This is a genomic window from Pseudomonas sp. TE3728, from assembly GCF_056279145.1.
This window is the reverse complement of sequence record NZ_JBWBQT010000001.1, coordinates 1,506,426-1,521,678: the sequence shown is the minus strand read 5'-3', so window position 1 is coordinate 1,521,678 and position 15,253 is coordinate 1,506,426. Positions and strand designations below refer to the sequence as shown.

The 15,253-nt window shown below is 60.4% G+C and carries 14 protein-coding genes; 7 read left to right on the top strand and 7 right to left on the bottom strand.

Annotated elements, in window-relative coordinates; translation table 11 throughout:
- Position 1 precedes the first annotated feature (1 nt).
- Positions 2–1,237, bottom strand: a complete 1,236-nt coding sequence (locus ACZ89R_RS06200) for a 3-methyl-2-oxobutanoate dehydrogenase (2-methylpropanoyl-transferring) subunit alpha (protein ID WP_007895123.1) — start codon at positions 1,235–1,237, stop codon at positions 2–4.
- A gap of 185 nt (positions 1,238–1,422) precedes the next feature.
- Between ACZ89R_RS06200 and bkdR the strand changes: the two genes are divergently transcribed.
- On the top strand, positions 1,423–1,911 hold the full coding sequence (bkdR, locus tag ACZ89R_RS06195) for a Bkd operon transcriptional regulator BkdR (protein ID WP_017339472.1): 489 nt from the start codon (positions 1,423–1,425) through the stop codon (positions 1,909–1,911).
- Positions 1,912–2,268: 357 nt separating this feature from the next.
- Here bkdR and ACZ89R_RS06190 read toward each other — a convergent pair whose 3' ends face one another.
- Entirely contained in the window at positions 2,269–3,132 is an 864-nt protein-coding gene (locus tag ACZ89R_RS06190; RefSeq protein WP_429546350.1) for an MBL fold metallo-hydrolase, read from the bottom strand.
- Positions 3,133–3,236: 104 nt separating this feature from the next.
- Between ACZ89R_RS06190 and ACZ89R_RS06185 the strand changes: the two genes are divergently transcribed.
- The 6 genes from ACZ89R_RS06185 (at position 3,237) to nahK (ending at position 11,063) form a co-directional block, all read left to right on the top strand.
- Positions 3,237–3,572 carry an ArsR/SmtB family transcription factor gene (locus tag ACZ89R_RS06185; RefSeq protein ID WP_026331709.1) on the top strand — a complete coding sequence of 112 codons (336 nt, stop codon included), beginning with the start codon at positions 3,237–3,239 and terminating at the stop codon, positions 3,570–3,572.
- Positions 3,573–3,634: 62 nt separating this feature from the next.
- Positions 3,635–4,879, top strand: coding sequence for an NAD(P)/FAD-dependent oxidoreductase (locus tag ACZ89R_RS06180; protein ID WP_429546351.1), 1,245 nt, complete (start codon positions 3,635–3,637; stop codon positions 4,877–4,879).
- A 9-nt stretch (positions 4,880–4,888) separates the two neighbouring features.
- A complete protein-coding gene (locus ACZ89R_RS06175) occupies positions 4,889–5,695 on the top strand; it encodes a sulfite exporter TauE/SafE family protein (RefSeq protein ID WP_429546352.1) in 807 nt (268 codons plus the stop codon).
- Between the two features lie 209 nt (positions 5,696–5,904).
- Positions 5,905–7,089 (top strand): porin, encoded by a 1,185-nt coding sequence (locus ACZ89R_RS06170; RefSeq protein ID WP_008005357.1) that lies wholly within the window; start codon positions 5,905–5,907, stop codon positions 7,087–7,089.
- 247 nt (positions 7,090–7,336) lie between these two features.
- Entirely contained in the window at positions 7,337–8,500 is a 1,164-nt protein-coding gene (gene nosP, locus ACZ89R_RS06165; RefSeq protein WP_429546353.1) for a nitric oxide-sensing protein NosP, read from the top strand.
- Positions 8,469–11,063, top strand: coding sequence for a hybrid sensor histidine kinase/response regulator NahK/ErcS' (gene nahK, locus ACZ89R_RS06160; RefSeq protein WP_123495233.1), 2,595 nt, complete (start codon positions 8,469–8,471; stop codon positions 11,061–11,063). Before nosP ends, nahK begins: the two co-directional genes overlap by 32 nt.
- Before the next feature lie 131 nt (positions 11,064–11,194).
- Here nahK and ACZ89R_RS06155 read toward each other — a convergent pair whose 3' ends face one another.
- From ACZ89R_RS06155 to ACZ89R_RS06135, 5 genes are all read right to left on the bottom strand, one after another.
- Positions 11,195–11,860, bottom strand: coding sequence for a response regulator transcription factor (locus tag ACZ89R_RS06155; protein ID WP_008005351.1), 666 nt, complete (start codon positions 11,858–11,860; stop codon positions 11,195–11,197).
- A gap of 57 nt (positions 11,861–11,917) precedes the next feature.
- The gene (locus tag ACZ89R_RS06150; RefSeq protein WP_429546354.1) at positions 11,918–12,475 is read right to left on the bottom strand and encodes a PQQ-dependent catabolism-associated CXXCW motif protein; all 558 of its coding nucleotides are present in this window, start codon (positions 12,473–12,475) and stop codon (positions 11,918–11,920) included.
- A 261-nt stretch (positions 12,476–12,736) separates the two neighbouring features.
- Positions 12,737–13,528, bottom strand: a complete 792-nt coding sequence (locus tag ACZ89R_RS06145; protein ID WP_429546355.1) for an ABC transporter permease — start codon at positions 13,526–13,528, stop codon at positions 12,737–12,739.
- Positions 13,525–14,268, bottom strand: coding sequence for an ATP-binding cassette domain-containing protein (locus tag ACZ89R_RS06140; protein ID WP_429546356.1), 744 nt, complete (start codon positions 14,266–14,268; stop codon positions 13,525–13,527). The genes ACZ89R_RS06145 and ACZ89R_RS06140 overlap by 4 nt, the downstream gene beginning before the upstream one ends.
- Positions 14,265–15,239 (bottom strand): YVTN family beta-propeller repeat protein, encoded by a 975-nt coding sequence (locus ACZ89R_RS06135; protein ID WP_429546357.1) that lies wholly within the window; start codon positions 15,237–15,239, stop codon positions 14,265–14,267. The genes ACZ89R_RS06140 and ACZ89R_RS06135 overlap by 4 nt, the downstream gene beginning before the upstream one ends.
- Positions 15,240–15,253: the final 14 nt, after the last annotated feature.

Here is a 15,253-nt window from a genome sequence, read left to right as displayed (position 1 = left end):
GTCAGATCCCCAACTCTTGACGCTGGCGCTTCAAGTGCTCCGGCATCTCTTTGTAGACGTCTTCGAACATGGTCGCGGCGCTCGGAATCTGGCCGCCGGCGAGGGTGCCGTACTGCTCGGCTTCTTTCTGCGCGGCGATCACTTCGGCTTCCAGCTCGGCGCTGACGGCGACGTGTTCCTCTTCAGACCACTGACCGATTTTGATCAGGTGCTGCTTGAGGCGCGCAATCGGGTCGCCCAACGGGAAGTGGCTCCAGTCGTCGGCAGGACGGTATTTGGATGGATCATCGGACGTCGAGTGCGGGCCGGCGCGGTAGGTGACCCATTCGATCATGGTCGGGCCGAGGTTGCGGCGCGCACGTTCGGCGGCCCAGGCAGAGGCGGCGTACACCGCGACAAAATCGTTGCCATCGACCCGCAGGGAGGCAATGCCGCAACCGACGCCGCGACCGGCGAAAGTAGTGGCTTCACCACCGGCAATCGCCTGGAACGTCGAGATCGCCCACTGGTTGTTGACCACGTTGAGGATCACCGGCGCACGGTAGACGTGGGCGAAGGTGAGGGCGGTGTGGAAGTCCGATTCAGCGGTAGCACCGTCGCCGATCCAGGCCGAGGCGATTTTGGTGTCGCCCTTGATCGCCGAGGCCATGCCCCAGCCCACGCCTTGTACGAATTGGGTGGCGAGGTTCCCGGAAATGGTGAAGAAACCGGCGTCCTTGACCGAGTACATGATCGGCAACTGACGGCCCTTGAGCGGATCGCGCTCGTTGGACAGCAGTTGGCAGATCAGGTCCACCAGCGGCACGTCGCGGGCCATGAGGATGCTTTGCTGACGGTAGGTGGGGAAGCACATGTCGTCGATGTTCAAGGCCAGGGCCTGGGCGCTGCCGATGGCTTCTTCGCCAAGGCTTTGCATGTAGAACGACATTTTTTTCTGACGCTGGGCGACCACCATGCGGTTGTCGAAAATCCGCGTCTTGAGCATGGCGCGCATGCCTTTACGCAGGATCTCGACGGGCACGCCTTCGGCCCATGGGCCGAGGGCATTGCCCTGGTCGTCGAGCACGCGAATCAGGCCTTTGGCCAGATCAGCCGTGTCGGCCGGTTCAACGTCGATTGGGGGTTTGCGCACCAAGCCTGCGTCGGTCAGATGCAGGTAGGAGAAGTCGGTTTTGCAGCCGGGGCGGCCCGAAGGTTCGGGAACGTGCAGGCGCAGCGGTTCGTACGCTTGGTTCATGGCTTCTACGCTCGATCTTGTGAATTTCTTGTAGTGAGCTGGCAGTCATTCTTCGATAAAAGAAATCTTGTCCTACAACAATCATAGGCCGGCCCAAGAAGAATATTTCTCTCTGTTTCGTTGCGCTTGAGGTCATTTGAGGATAAAAATTCTGCATAAACATAAAAAGCAGGTGGTTTTGTCTCATGCGCAAACTGGACCGTACCGATATCGGCATTCTCAACAGCCTTCAGGAGAACGCGCGCATCACCAACGCCGACCTCGCGCGCTCGGTGAACTTGTCGCCCACGCCGTGCTTCAACCGGGTCAAGGCGATGGAAGAATTAGGGCTGATTCGTGAGCAAGTGACCCTGCTGGATGCCGACCTGTTGGGGCTGCATGTGAATGTGTTCATTCACGTCAGCCTGGAGAAACAGGTGGAGGAGGCGTTGCAGCATTTCGAAGAGGCGATCTCGGATCGCCCGGAAGTGATGGAGTGCTATTTGATGGCCGGCGACCCGGATTACCTGATCCGCGTACTGGTGCCGACCATTCAGTCGCTGGAGCGCTTCATGATGGATTTTTTGACCAAGGTACCGGGGGTGGCGAACATCCGTTCGAGCTTTGCGCTCAAGCAGGTGCGGTATAAGACGGCGCTGCCGTTGCCGGCGAATGGGTTGACGTTGGCCAATTGAAGATCAAAAGATCGCAGGCTTCGCCAGCTCCTACACTGACCGTGTGCACCATGATCTTGCGGATGCATCACTACAAGACGGCGCTGCCGTTGCTGGCGAATGGGTTGACGTTGGCCAATTGAAGATCAAAAGATCGCAGGCTTCGCCAGCTCCTACACTGACCGTGTGCACGATGATCTTGCGGATGCATCACTACAAGACGGCGTTGCCGTTGCCGGCGAATGGGTGACGTTGGCCAATTGCAGATCAAAAGATCGCAGGCTTCGCCAGCTCCTACACTGACCGTGTGCACCGTGATCTTGCGGATGCATCCGGCCCCGTAGGAGCTGCCGAAGGCTGCGATCTTTTGATCTTGATTTACAGCTTGTTAATCGGGATCTTCAGGTAAGTCACGCCATTGTCTTCCGCCGGCGGCAAATTCCCCGCCCGCACATTCACCTGAATCGCCGGCAACAACAGCGTCGGCATGCCCAACCCGGCATCGCGCCGGGTGCGCATGGTGACGAAAGCGGCCTCATCAATGCCATCGTGAATATGGATGTTGCTTTTGCGCTGCTCGCCAACCGTGCTCTGGCATTGCGGGGCGCGGCCCGGGGGCGGGTAATCGTGGCAGACGTAGAGGCGAACGCTGGCGGGGAAGGCCAGCAGTTTGTGGATCGAGGCAAACATCTGGTTGGCATTGCCGCCCGGGAAGTCGCAGCGCGCGGTGCCGACGTCCGGCATGAACAACGTATCGCCCACCAGAATCATATCGCCATCGATCAAATAGGCCATGTCCGCCGGGGTATGGCCGGGCACATGCAGGGCTGTGGCCTTGAGATTGCCGACCCGGAATGACTCGCCCGGCGCGAACAGGTGATCGAACTGTGAACCATCGACGCTAAATCCCGGTTCAAGGTTGAACAGCGTCTTGAACACGTCCTGAACCTTGCTGATCGACTCACCGATCGCAATCTTGCCCCCAAATTCCCGACGCAGATACGGCGCGGCGGACAGGTGATCGGCATGGGCGTGGGTTTCCAGCAGCCATTGCACCTGCAACTGATGTTCGCGCACGAAGGCGATGATTTTGTCGGCCTGGACGGTCGCGGTGCGCCCGGCGGCGGGGTCGTAATCCAGCACTGGGTCGACAATCGCGCAGTGCCCGCCATCGTGCTCGTAGATCACGTAGCTGTAAGTCGACGAGGCGGGGTCGAGGAAGGCTTCAATCAACGCAGACATGGGGACGAACCTGTGGAAAGGGGCGGGAGGACAATAACCGGTTGCAACACTTTATGTTTAAACATAATGTCCGCAGCTTAAGTGACGTCGAAGGCATCCTGCAAATGCAATCCAGTCTGACCGAATGTGAAGTCGCCCAACTCCGGGCCTCGGCCTCCAAAGCTTGCGCGCTGCTCAAGGCCTTGGCCAACGAAGATCGCTTGCTGATTCTCTGCCAACTGACCCAGGGCGAGCGCAACGTCGGCGAACTGGAAAAAATGACCGGCGTGCGCCAGCCCACACTGTCCCAGCAGCTGGGCATCCTGCGCGACGAGGGATTGGTCGCCACCCGTCGTGAAGGCAAGTACATATTCTATGGTTTAGCCAGTCACGAAGTGATTCAGGTGATGAAAACGCTGTCCGGCCTGTACTGCGGAGCGGTGCTGAAAAGCTGGGGCTGAGCCTGATAGCCGTAATGCGGGACTGAACCCGGCGCCATGCGTGCAATAACAAGGAATGAATGATGAACGATCAACACTGGGGCCCATCCATCAGTGCCGACATCGTGGTAATAGGCGGCGGGACCGCCGGCATTGGTTTGGTTGCCAGCCTGCTGAAACGCGATCCTGGTTTAAACATCACCGTCATCGAACCCGACAGCCAGCATTACTACCAACCGGCGTGGACGCTGGTCGGCGGTGGTGCTTACGCGGTGAAAAACACCGCGCGCCCGATGTCCTCGGTGATGCCGCGCCAGGTCACCTGGTTGCAGGCGTCCGTGACTGACATCGCCCCGGACAGCAAACAGCTGACCCTCGACGATGGCCGCACCGTCAGTTACCAGAATCTCGTGGTCTGCCCCGGTTTGCGCCTGGCCTGGGAGAAAATCGAAGGCTTGCAGGACACCCTTGGCCAGAACGGCGTGACCTCCAATTACAGCTATCGGCACGCAGCCTACACCTGGGAACTGGTCCAGGGATTGCGCGGCGGCAAAGCGATCTTCACTCAGCCAGCGGTGCCGATCAAATGTGCGGGTGCACCGCAGAAAGCCTTGTACTTGTCCTGCGATCACTGGCGTAAAACTGGCGTTCTGAACAAATTCGACGTCGAGTTCAATCTGGCCGGCGCTGCGTTGTTCGGTGTGGCGACATTCGTGCCGCCGCTCATGAAGTACATCGAAAAGTACAACGCCCGGCTGGCCTTCAATTCCAATCTGGTCAAGGTTGACGGGCCATCGAAAACCGCGTGGTTCGAGGTCAAGGACGCTGCAGGTGTCGTGACCGTACAAGAAAAAACCTTCGACCTGCTGCACGTCGTGCCGCCTCAGGTCTCGCCGGATTTCATCCGCCAAAGCCCGTTGGCCGATGCCGCTGGCTGGTGCGAAGTGAACCCGCACAGCCTGCAACACGTGCGCTATACCGACGTCTTTGCCTTGGGCGATGTCTGTTCCACCAGCAACGCGAAAACTGCCGCCGCCGCGCGCAAGCAGATCGTGGTGGTGGCGCAAAACCTGCTGGCCCTTCGCAGGCAACAGCCGTTGCCACTCAAGTACGACGGCTACGGTTCCTGCCCGCTGACGGTGGAGAAGGGCAAGGTGATCCTCGCCGAGTTCGGTTACGCCGGTAAGTTGCTGCCGACCTTTGCCCTCGATCCGACGGTGGCGCGCCGTTCAGCCTGGTTCCTCAAGGCGACCTTGCTGCCGTGGTTCTACTGGAATGGCCTGCTCAAGGGCCGTGAATGGCTGACCCATCTGTCCAAGGTTGACTGAGAGAACCCTATGTTGCTGGCCAGTTTTTTCGGCGTTGTCATGGGTCTGGTGCTGGGTTTGACCGGTGCTGGTGGCGGTATTCTTGCGGTGCCGGCCCTGGTGCTGGGGCTGGGTTTGACCATGACCCAAGCGGCGCCCGTCGCCTTGTTCGCGGTGGGCAGTGCGGCGGCGATCGGTGCGATCGACGGTTTGCGCCATGGCCTGGTGCGCTATCGCGCCGCGTTGTTGATCGCACTGCTGGGCGCGGTGTTTTCGCCGATGGGCATCTACTTCGCCCATCAGTTGCCGGAAAAGATCCTGATGGTCCTGTTCAGTCTGCTGATGGTCATGGTGGCCTGGCGGATGCTGCGCCGGGAAAAGCCCGACGATGGCCCGAGCGATCACGGCCACGCCAACTGGGGCCAGAAGAACTGCATGCTCGATCAGCAGACCGGGCGTTTTTCCTGGACCGCCAAATGCACCGCCACCCTGGCGGCACTCGGCGCGGTGACCGGTGTGGTCTCGGGGCTGCTCGGGGTCGGTGGCGGCTTTCTGATTGTGCCGGCGTTCAAGCAACTGACCGATGTGCAGATGCGCGGCATCGTCGCTACTTCGTTGATGGTGATCAGCCTGATCTCGGTAATCGGCGTGATCGGCGCGTTTCATGCCGGGGTGCGGATCGATGGTTTGGGCGGGTCGTTCATTGTCGCCAGCATCGTCGGAATGATCCTCGGTCGAAAACTCTGCGCGCGGGTGCCGGCCCGAGGGTTGCAGATGGGCTTTGCCAGCGTCTGCGTGGTGATCGCCGTTTACATGCTGTTTAGAGCGCTCGCCTAGCGGGCACCGGTCTCTGTGGACGCCAGTCGGGTCCACAGGCGTACACCCTAAGTTCCGGGCCTGTCCGACTGGCGGTCTTACGCCGAATTTGCCGCGCACCACCCGCCAATCCAAAGCAGCTGACAACCGCCCCCAAGGCAGCGTATGACGCCGCCAGTCAGCTTTCGATAATCGCCTCCGACATCAAGTCCCCCGTTGCGGAGCGCGTCATGCACAACAATAAGAACTTCAAGCACCGTTTCTTGCCGGCCTTCATCGCCAGCCTGTCCTCCCTTGGCCTGAGCTCAATGGCCGAGGCCGAAATCATGCTGTACGACAAGGACCAGACCACGTTCTCCACGGATGGCTACATCAACGCCTTCTACGTGAACAGTGACGTGGACCGGGCCGGCGAGCAGTACGACCGGCGCCAGGCGCGGGTGAAGATGGGGTTTCTGCCCAACTACCTGGGCTTCAACATGGGCAAGCAGGTCGATGACCTCAAACTCGGCGCCCGTGCCTCGTTCTGGGTGACCATCAACGACAGCGAAACCAACGGCACCGACACCGCCATCGACGTGCGGCAGTTCTACGGCACGGTGGCCAATCCAGAGTGGGGCGAGGTGTTGATCGGCAAGGACTTCGGCCTGTTTGCCCGCTCCAACATCCTGCTCGACGAATTACTCGCCGGTTATGGTCAGGTCAGCGATACGTTGGGCCTGGTGGACGGCGGCGGGGTGTCGTTCGGCAACATCGGCAGCGGTTATCCATACCCGTTCCCGACCTCGCAAATTACCTATCGCACCCCGGTGATGGACGGCTTGCGGGTGGCGGTCGGAATCATGGACCCGGTCGACACCAACGACAGCAGCGCGACGGGTAAGGCGTATCAGGAGAACCCGCGCACCGAGAGCGAGATCACCTATCAGTTCGACGTCGGCGGGGCGAAGATTTACAGCTGGCTCAACGGCAGCTACCAGACTTCGGACAACACCGATTCCAGCGTCGAGTCCGTCACCTCCAAAGGTGTCGGCTACGGCGTGCAGGCGAAGATGGGCGGGCTGTCGCTGACCGGCTCCGGCTTCCAGGCCAAGGGCATCAACCCGTTCTTCACCAACAACGCCGGCGAACCGACCCTGCGCAATGTCGACAGCGACGGTTACCTGTTGCAGGGCTCCTACAAACTGGGCAAGAACCGCCTGGCTCTGTCTTACGGCAAGACCGAGGACGACGGCAACGGCGTGGTCGGCAGCGGTGCCGATTACGAGACCCGCGGCATTGCACTGTTCCATGACGTCAACGACAACCTGAAGCTGGTGGCCGAGTACAACCAGTTCGAAATCAATGGCCACGACACCAGCGCCCAGAATGAAGACACCGATACGTTTGCGGTGGGGGCGGTGTTGACCTGGTAACAACAGCATCGGCATCACGCAGATCCAATGTGGGAGCGAGCCTGCTCGCGATGAGGGCTTAATATTCAGCGAAGATGTTGAATGTAAGTCCGCCATCGCGAGCAGGCTCGCTCCCACAGGGAAATGTGTGGTGCCAACACTTCTCTCATCCCATCGAACCCCCCACCCGCTACCCAAGTAGCATTCGCCACCGCCCGCAGGCTTCGTACACTCGTGCCTCATACAGGCGCACCGGCGAGGGGCGAGGATGCAGCAGGTTCAGAACGACGGTGTGGTCAGTGGCATGTCCCAGGCCACCGATGCCCAGCAAGCGGCTCAGGATCTGGCGCGACAACTCTTGCATCCGCATTTGGGCTTTGTGCTGTTCTTCTGCTCCGCCGAGTACGACTTGCAGGCGCTGGGGCAGGCATTGCAACAGAGCTTCGGCGGCATTCGTCTGGTGGGCTGCACCAGTGCCGGAGAAATCACCCCCCAAGGCTATGGCCGCAGCTGCGTGACGGCGGTGGGCTTCGATCATCGGCACTTTTCCATCTCCACCGAACTGATCGACGAGATGGAGCATTTCAGCCTGATCGATGCCCAGCAAATGGTCGAGCGACTGGTCAGCGGCTGTCGCAGCAACACCCTGGCGCCGATCAAGGGCAACAGCTTTGCCCTGACCCTGCTCGATGGCCTGTCCAGCCGTGAAGAAATGGTGCTGGCGGCCTTGAGCGCGGCGTTGGGCGACATTCCGCATTTCGGCGGATCGGCCGGTGACGACAACTACCTGACCCATACCCATGTGTACTTCGGCGGCGAGTTTCACAGCGGCGCGGCGGTGGTGGTGCTGGTCAATACCTGGCTGGACTTCGAAGTCTTCACCACTCACCACATCCTGCCCAGGGCCGAGAAACTGGTGGTCACCGCTGCCGACAGCACCTCGCGCCGGGTGTTCGAACTGAATGCCGAACCCGCCGCCGAGGAATACGCCCGGCACATCGGCGTAGCCGTGGCCGACCTCGACTATCGGATCTTTGCCGCGCACCCGTTGGCGGTGCGAATCAACGATCAGTATTACGTGCGTGCGATCCAGCAGGTTCATCCAGACCTGAGCCTGAGTTTCTACTGCGCGGTGGAAAACGGCATCGTCCTCACCGTCATGACCCCCGGCCCCATGCTGCCGAATCTACAAAATCTGTTCGACGGTTTGCAGGAGCGTCTCGGGGACCTGTTGCTGACTATCGGCTGCGACTGTTTTCTCAGGCGTCTGGAACTGGAAGACGGCGGTAATCTCGAGCAGATCGGCGCGTTTCTGCGGGACCAGCGGGTGATGGGTTTTAACACCTATGGAGAACAGTTCAATGGCATGCACATCAACCAAACCTTCACCGGGGTTGCCATTGCCCGAGGCCGCTCCCCTGGACAGCGCTGACCTTCAAGCGCAGATCGCCAGCCTGCGCCACGAAAACCACAAACTACAGCGCATCAATGGCGCGCTGATCGAGCGCATCGAATCCGGCATCACCCGGGGCAACGACCCCTACGCGGCGTTCCAGCATTCGGTGGTGCTGGCCGAACAGGTGCGTGAGCGCACCGATGCCCTGAACCAGGCCATGGCTGAACTCAAGGCCGGCAATCATTTGCTCAGTGAGGCACGGCTGCGGGCCGAAACCGCCCATCAACACTTGATCGACGCCATCGAAAGTATTTCCGACGCCTTTGTGCTGTTCGACGCCGAGCAGCGGATCGTGCTGTTCAACAGCCGTTTCAAGGCGTTCTGGGGCAACAGCCGGGTGCGCATCAATGCCGGCATGCGCCTGCGCGAGGTCAAACGGTTGATGACCGCGACCGGACTGTTCAGCGAAGAACCCCGCGGGCATGCCGACGAAAACCTGCTCTATCGCCTGCACAACGGCCGCTGGCTGCAAGTCAGCGAACGGCCGACTCAGGAAGGCGGGCGGGTGATCCTGTTCACCGACATTACCGACGTCAAACTCAGCGAAACCCTGCGCCGCGAGCAGGCGGTGGCGCAGAAGTCGCACTTGTTGCAACGGGCGGTCGACAACCTGTCCCAAGGGGTGGCGATGGTCAACGCCGAGGGCATTCTGGAACTGTGGAACCGGCGCTTCCTGGAACTCAGCGGCCTGGCCCCGGTGGCGGCTCATCGACCGTTCGCCGAAGTGATTGCCGACAGCGAACTGAACCTGCTGACCCCGGCCAGTCGCGATCCGAACGGGCGGCATGTACAGGAATGCGAGCAGCGCCTCTACGATGGCCGGGTGCTGGAAATCCGCACCCATCCGTTGCCCACCGGCGGTTTCGTCAACACCTTCACCGACATCACCGAACGCTACCAGCACGCCGAAGCGCTCAGCGAAAGCGAGCGCTGGATTCGCCTGATCACCGACCATGTGCCGGCGCTGATCGCTTACTTGAATGCCGATCTGGTCTATGAATTCACCAACAAAGTCTACGAAGAATGGTACTGCTGGCCCCGGGGCGTGATGCTCGGGCAGAGCCTGCGCGAAGTCCACAGCGAGCAGCACTATCAGCGCCTGGAAGCCTACGTGGCCCGGGCCCTGGCCGGCGAGAGCGTGACGTTCGAGTTTGCCGAAACCAACATCAATAATCAGGAGCGCTACATGCTGCGCTCCTACGTGCCCAATCGCCTGGCCACCGGGGAAGTGGTGGGGATTTTCGTGTTGATCCGTGACATCACCGAGCGCCGCCGCACCGCTGAGGCGTTGCATCAGGCCTATCAGAACCTTGAGTTGCGGGTACGCGAACGCACCACCGAACTGACCACCCTCAACGACCAATTGCTGCGCGAAATCGACGAACGCCGCCGGGTGGAATCGCGCTTGCGTGAGGCCAAGCTCGAAGCCGAGCAGGCCAACCTGTCAAAGACCAAATTTCTCGCGGCGGTCAGTCACGACCTGCTGCAACCGCTGAATGCTGCGCGGCTGTTTACCAGCGCCTTGCTGGAACGCCGGGAGCCGGTGGCCAACGAGACGCTGGTGCGCAACGTGAGCAATTCCCTGGAAGACGTGGAAAACCTGTTGGGCACGCTGGTGGACATTTCCAAACTCGATGCCGGGGTGATCAAGGCCGACATTGCGCCTTTCGCCCTCAGCGAATTGCTGGAAAACCTCGCCGCGGAATACACCCAAGTGGCCCGCAGCGAAGGTCTCGAGCTGCATTTCATCCCCTGTTCGGCGTTGGTGCGCAGCGACATTCAGTTGCTCGCGCGGATTCTGCGTAATCTGCTGAGCAATGCCATTCGGTATACCTACAGCGGGCGCGTGGTGCTCGGCTGCCGGCGTCATCATCAGCGGTTGACCATCGAGGTCTGGGACAGCGGCATGGGTATTGCTGAAAACCGTCTGGAGGAGATTTTTCAGGAGTTCAAACGCGGTGACGTGCAGCGTCCCGATCAGGATCGCGGCTTGGGGCTGGGCCTGGCGATCGTCGAGAAAATCGCCCGTATTCTCGGCCACAGGATTCATGTGCGTTCGTGGCCGGGCAAGGGCTCGATGTTTTCCGTCGAAGTACCGTTGAGTGCCACGGCGCCCAAGGCGTTGCCGAACCTGCTGATGAGTGAACCGATGCTCGAGCGCCTGCGCGGTGCACGGGTGTGGGTGCTGGACAACGATGCGGCCATTTGCGCGGGGATGCGCACCTTGCTCGAAGGTTGGGGCTGCCGGGTGATCACGGCGCTGTCGGAAGAAGACCTGGCGCGGCAAGTGGATAATTATCACGACGAAGCCGACCTGCTGATCGCCGACTATCACCTGGATGACGAGAAGAATGGTGTCGACGCCGTGGCCCGCATCAACGCCCGGCGTGCTTCAGCGATCCCGGCGATGATGATCACCGCCAACTACAGCAACGAACTCAAACAGCAAATCCGCGAACTGGGCCACACCCTGATGCACAAACCGGTGCGGCCGATGAAGCTCAAGACGGCGATGAGTCATTTGCTTGGTCGGCCTTGAGTTTTCTGGTGTTTGTGAGGGCCCCATCGCGAGCAGGCTCGCTCCCACATTAGATCTGAGTTGACTCGGTCAAATGTGGGAGCGAGCCTGCTCGCGATGGGGGCGACTCGGTCTTCTGGTTGCCTGCGAACTCAGCGCCGCAAATACGACCCGAAATCAATATCCCCTGCACTCAAAATCGCCTGCACCCGATTGTGCACATTGAGTTTGCGCAATATCGCCGAGACGTGGGCCTTGACCGTGGTTTCGGCGATTTCCAGGGTGTAGGCGATCTGTTTGTTCGATTCGCCCTTGGTCATGCGCTCAAGCACCAGCAGTTGTTTGCGGGTCAGTGCCTGGAGCAATTCGGGCGGGAAGCTCGGGGTGTCATTCATCCGGCGATGAGTGCCGCTTTTCTGCGTGCGGATGATGTCCGGCGGCAGGTACACATTGCCATTGAGGATCTGCTGGATGGCCTCGGTCATCTGCACCCGAGGCGAGGACTTGGTGATGAACCCCACCGCGCCATAGGTGATGGCTTGCAGCACGATTTGTTTGTCCTGCTCGGCCGAGACGATCACCACCGGAATGGTCGGCGCCTCGTTGCGCAGATTGATCAGGCCATTGAGGCCATGCATGCCGGGCATGTTCAGGTCGAGCAGGATCAGGTCCAGGTCATCGTGTTCCTGGGTCAGGGCCAGGGCACTGTCGAGGTCGGCGGTTTCCATGACCTCGCTGCCGGGGAAACCGTCGCTGATGACGTTATGAATGGCTTCGCGAAACAGCGGGTGATCGTCGGCAATCAGAATTTTGTACATGGCCTTTCACCTCATTATTTTTGATTCGGGTGTGGCAACAACACGCAAGCGCTCACGTCAGGGAAAGGGCTCGGGCTTTGCCTGCGTCACGGGCAGATTCGCCGCTTGCCAGGCATCCAGTCCGTCGCGGTACCAATACAGTGTTTTATAGCCTATGGACGCGGCGCGTTTTACCGCGTTCCAGCTCAACCAGCAATCGGAGCGGCAGTAAAAGACCAACGGTCGAGTCAGGTCGCCCGCCGTCAATTGCTGCAGGTGGCGCGCGAAATATTGCTGCCACGGGGGCGTCAGGTCACCGTCACCGGTATTGGCCAGCCAATGGCTGCCGGGCAGGTTTTCATGGGGCTCGTCTTCGATGAAACGGCCTTGCAGCCATTGCCGGCGGTAGACATCGATCAGCAGCGGCTGCGGCGTGTGCTTGAGCAGGTTTTGCAGGGCCGGCGTGTCGATGATACTCGCGCCCTGGAGCTGAGTCGGGGTTGGGCTGCGGTATAGACTGATGCGATAACCGTCGGCAGAAAACAGCGCTGTTTCAGCCTGCGCGACGCCCAGCAACAGGCTCAGCGACAGCGCGGCGAGAGAAGGGCACAGCAGAACACATCGTGCACGCGGCATAGGGTTCAGTCCTTATAGTTATGAACCCATTACATGCCAGTAGCGGTGCGTTGTGAATGCGACGATAGACAGGTAAACCAGTACTAAAGTAGTAATTTTGTGCTGGATTGCCGGGTGCTTTGCTTATGAACACAAAGATGTGAACACCTCAGATCAACTGTGGGAGCGAGCCTGCTCGCGATGGGGTCGTTACATCCAGCATGGATGTCGGCTGACCCACCGCCATCGCGAGCAGGCTCGCTCCCACAGGGGGATGGATTGTTAGCTGGTTTTGCGCAGGGCCGCATGCTGGGGGTTGAAGGTGAGTACGGCGAGCAGAGTGAATATCAGTGTCAGCCCCGTACATACCGCCAGCGCCACCAGGTTGAAGCGTTCATACAGCGCGAACCGCACCAGTTCCACCGCATGGGTGAACGGGTTCAGGGCACACAACCAATACAGCCACTCGCTGGACTCGCGCATTTTCCACAATGGATACAGCGCTGACGACAGGAAAAACAGCGGGAAGATCACGAAGTTCATCACCCCGGCAAAGTTCTCCAGTTGGCGGATGGCATTGGACAGCAACAGGCCCAGCGCGCTGAGCATCAACGCCACCAGCAGCAATGCCGGCAAGGCCAGCAACAAACCCATGGCCGGCGGTTGCACACCGTACAGCCAGGCAATCGCCATAAAGGCATACACCTGCAACAGTGAAATCAGCGACGTCGCCAGCAATTTGCTGCACAGCAGGAAGGTCCGGGGCAGGGGGCTGGTCAGCAGCACGCGCATGCTGCCCATCTCCCGGTCGTAGACCATCGACAGCGAACCTTGCATGCCGTTGAACAACAGGATCATGCAGGCCAGGCCCGGGATGATGTAAACCTCATAGGGAATGTAGGTGTCGTAGGGCTCGATGATGGCGATGCCCAGTGCCGCGCGAAAACCGGCAGCGAACACCAGCAGCCACAGCAACGGCCGCACCAAAGCGCTGAGAAACCGCGTGCGCTGCAACACAAAACGCAGCCATTCGCGCAGCACGATACCGCTGAAACATTGCCAGTAGGCGTTCATCTGACGACTGCTCCTGAAGGGGCCGGGGTGGTCAGGCGAGTGAAGGCCGAACCGAGGTCGCCGCCATGTTCCAGGCTCAGGGCATCAGCCTGTCCGCTGGCTACCAAACGGCCCTGGTGCAAAATCAGCAAGTCGTCGGCGGGCTGCACTTCATCCAGCAAATGGGTGGTCCAGAGCACGCTGAGGGTGTGCTCGCGGCACAGGCTGCGGATGTGTTGGTTGAGCGCCAGGCGACTGGCCGGATCGAGGCCGACGCTGGCCTCATCGAGCAGCAACAGGCTTGGCTCATGCAGCAACGCGCGGGCAATTTCCACCCGTCGACGATGGCCGCCATTGAGCTCGCGCACCCGTTCGCGACGGCGCTCGGTCAGGGCCTGGCGTGCCAGTTCGGCGTCGACTCGCAGGTTGGTCTGGCGCCGGGACAGGCCATGCAGCGCGGCGTGATAACGCAGGTTTTGCTCAACACTGAGGTCCAGATCCAAAGTGCTTTGCTGGAACACCACACCCAATTGCTTCAACGCTGGACGTGCCGAGGTGCGCAAGGAGCAGCCGCCGACCCGAATATCACCGCGCTGCACATCATAAAGGCGGGTGAGCAGCGCAATCAGCGTCGACTTGCCCGCGCCGTTCGGTCCCAACAGCGCCGCAAAACGCCCCGCTGCCAGATTGAAACTCACCTGACGCAAGGCCTCGCGCGCGCCGTAAGCGAAACTCAGGTCGCTGACTTCAAGGGCGTTCATGGTGTCACCACCACGCCCCACGGATAGCGCCCGACTTTCACCGATTTAGTGACCTTGAGGCTGTCGACATCGATCACCGATACGTCGCCGCTGACGCCATTGGTGGCCAGCAATTGCCGTTGATCCGGGGTAAACGACATCTGCCAGACCCGTCGGCCCACCAACAGGTAATCAAGGATCTTGAAGGTCTTGGCGTCGATCACCGCCACATGGTTGGCCGGGCCGAGCGCGACGAAACCGTACTTGCCGTCGGCGCTGAGTTTGATCCCCACCGGCTGGACTTTGTCTGGGTGTACGCCCTTGATCTGAAAGGTCAGGGTCTTGAGGACCTTGCGGCTGGCGACGTCGAGAACCGTCACCGTGCCGCCGATTTCCGCCGAGGCCCACAGCTGCGAGCCATCGGGATTGAATTCGACGAAACGCGGCCGCTGATCGACCAGGGTGTTGTCGGCCAGGGTCTGAGTGCTGGTGTCGATCCAGTGCAGCATGTTGGTGGTTTCACTGGTGTTCACCGCCCACTTGCCGTCGGGGCTGACGGCCATGCCTTCGGGCTCGACACCGACGCTGATCTGCCCGAGCACCTTGGAGGTTTCGGTGTCGATCACCGTCACCAGCGCATCGTCCTCGTTGGAGACGTACAACCAGCGATTGTTGGGGTGCAGGGCGAATTGCTCGGGGTCTTTGCCCGAAGGCAGTTCCTTGATGATCTTGCGCGTGGCGATGTCCATCACCTGGACCCGGTCCGAATCGCTGGCGCAGATGTACAGCAACTTGTTGTCGTGGGACAGCAACAGGCCGCGCGGGCGCTGGCCGACGGGCAGGGTGTCGGTGACTTGCAGGGTCTGCATATCGATCAGGCTCAGGCTGTTGTCCTTTTCGTTGGAGACCCAGGCGGTGCTGGCAGCGACGTGCCCGGCGGCGAGCAGCAGGGCCCAGGAAAGCAGGGCACAGGAAAGTAGGGTGCGGCGCATGGCAGATTCCTTAT